Origin of the sequence: Streptomyces sp. NTH33, assembly GCF_003236365.1 — a bacterium.
Classification (GTDB): domain Bacteria; phylum Actinomycetota; class Actinomycetes; order Streptomycetales; family Streptomycetaceae; genus Streptomyces.
In genome coordinates this window covers 1-2,180 of the sequence record NZ_POTZ01000742.1, presented here as the reverse complement: position 1 = coordinate 2,180, position 2,180 = coordinate 1, and the positions used below count along the sequence as shown (strand labels likewise).

Genomic DNA, 2,180 nt, shown 5'->3' with positions numbered 1-2,180 from the left:
TCCAGATCAGCACCCGGCTCGGAAACAGGCTCGGGAACCGGCTTGTCTGCCACCACCGGGGCCACCTCTTCTGCGAGAGCGGTCATCGTTGAAGCACCTCCTCCTTCAAGTGTGGGCGGGAGCGCCAGGTCGGCACCCTCACCGTGAAGAAGCGCGGCTCGGCGGTCGAGCCGGAGGAGCTGCGCCGCAAGGTCCTCCCGAAGCCGCACGGCAGGAACGCCGTGACGGTGTTCCTCACCCGGGTTGCCGGGGCGCCCACCATGCTGCTCGGCCATCCGGCCCGCTGACCGCGGCTGACCCCCGCAGGGCGCTCAGGGCGCTCAGGGCACGACGATCGCCTTGCCGATGGCGAATCCCTTGGCCGGGCCCTCCGGGATCACCGCGTCGGTGCCGTAGGGGACGCGGTGCTCGTCGGTGTACTTGGCCTTCTTCGGGTCGGGGGACGTCAGCACGAGGACGGCCCCCTCGTCGTCGAAGTCGTCGACGATCACGTACACCGGGATCCCCGCCCGGGCGTACTCACGGCGCTTGCGGACGCGGTCGCGCTGGAGGTTGCGGTGACCCGGCGAGGTGACCTCGATGACCATCTTCACCCCGGCGGCATCGACGCCGAGGCCTTCCTCGTCGGGGATCTCGTCGAGGTCGAGGGGGGCGACGAAGAGGTCGGGGATCCACGGCTTGTGGCGGTGGATGACGTTGACGTCCTGATGGGCTGCGTATCCGCTGCGCGACAGATGGGCGTCAAGCGCCCGCCGGAGGCGGTTGACGAGCACACCATGACGACGGCGACCGGTAGGCGACACCTCGATGGCCCCCTCGATGATCTCGGCGCGGTAGCCCTCGGGGAGATCCAGGGCCTTCCACGCCTGCCACAGGACCTCGTCCAGATCAGCACCCGGCTCGGAAACAGGCTCGGGAACCGGCTTGTCTGCCACCACCGGGGCCACCTCTTCTGCGAGAGCGGTCATCGTTGAAGCACCTCCTCCTTCAAGTGTGGGCGGGAGCGCCACTACGGCACAAGCGACAGCCATGACGTTACGTATCCGCTCACCCGCTGCGGATCCGCACGCCTGCCGATCATCCGAACGAGTGGACGTTCCCTGCCGGCTCGATCGCGGTCACCGCAGCGACGCCCACAGCTCGCCCGCCTCCGGCTCCTGCGCCACCACCCGGTTGGGGTTCCACGGGGCCGTCACCACCGGCAGGGTCACCGTCCTCACGTTCTCGGCCGGCAGGTCCTTCAGGCTCCGGGCTAGGGCCGTCAGCTCGGCGAGCGAGTCCAGGCCGGTGTCCGTGGTCAGGCTTCCGGTGACCGCGTCGGCGACACGGTAGAGCCGGGCGGGGTCGTTCAGGAGGTCGGTGGCGGTGATCTCCTCCAGCATGGCCTTGACCAGCATCTGCTGCAGCTCTATGCGGCCGAGGTCGCTGCCGTCGCCCACCCCGTGCCGGGTGCGGGCTAGGGCGAGGGCCCGGGTGCCGTCCAGGTGGTGGGTGCCGGCCTCCAGGTGCAGGCGGCTCTTGTCGTCGTCGATGTCCTGCTCGGTGGTGACGGTGACCCCGCCGAGCGCGTCCACCAGTTTCGCGAAGCCGGAGAAGTCGATCTCGACGTAGTGGTCCATGCGGACGTCGGTGAGCGACTCGACCGTCTTGACCGCGCACACCGGCCCGCCCACCGCGTAGGCGCTGTTGAACATCGCGCTGTACGCCGCCGCCGTCGAACCGCCGGAGGCCAGCGGGCAGGACGGGCGCGCCACCAGCGTGTCGCGCGGGATGCTCACCACGGTCGCCGAGGTCCGGCCCGCGTCGATGTGCACGACCATCGCGGTGTCGGAGCGCGCGCCCTCGCTGTCGCCGCCGCCGAGCTCCTTGTTCTCCGTGCCGCTGCGCGAGTCCGAGCCCAGGACCAGGATGTTGAGGGCGCCGCTGGGCGGGGCGGACGCCTCCGCCGAGGATGCCGCCAGTGGCCTGGGCGGGCGGTTGTCGCCGAGCGCGTTGTTGATGTCGACGCCCGTGATGTTGTGGTTCAGGTGCCAGTACGCCCAGCCCGCCGCCGCGATGCCCAGTACCAGGGCGCCGGCCAGGGTGAGGCCCACGGCCCTCAGTGCCTTCGGGCGCTCCGGGCGTCCCGTATCCGCCCGTCTGCCGGCCTCCCCGCTGTCCTCCTGTCCCCCGTCGTGTCC

Annotated in this window: 2 protein-coding genes and 1 pseudogene; 1 reads left to right on the top strand and 2 read right to left on the bottom strand. The window is 70.6% G+C overall.

Going from position 1 to position 2,180, the window contains the following annotated elements:
- Nucleotides 1-116: 116 nt before the first annotated feature.
- A pseudogene (locus C1I97_RS35730) lies at nt 117-287 on the top strand (THUMP-like domain-containing protein); the annotation flags it as partial.
- Nucleotides 288-320: 33 nt separating this feature from the next.
- Here the strand turns inward: C1I97_RS35730 and C1I97_RS35725 are convergent.
- Together C1I97_RS35725 and C1I97_RS35720 are read right to left on the bottom strand one after the other, a co-directional pair.
- Nucleotides 321-968, bottom strand: a complete 648-nt coding sequence (locus C1I97_RS35725) for a Uma2 family endonuclease (RefSeq protein ID WP_111007093.1) — start codon at nt 966-968, stop codon at nt 321-323.
- Between the two features lie 150 nt (nt 969-1,118).
- A partial coding sequence (locus tag C1I97_RS35720; protein WP_441349191.1) for an LCP family protein occupies nt 1,119-2,180 on the bottom strand: 1,062 nt, incomplete at its 5' end.

Bases quoted from the DNA above. Each gene is read 5' to 3' on its own strand.
- C1I97_RS35725 (WP_111007093.1), bottom strand. From the start codon at position 968: ATGACCGCTCTCGCAGAAGAGGTGGCCCCGGTGGTGGCAGACAAGCCG.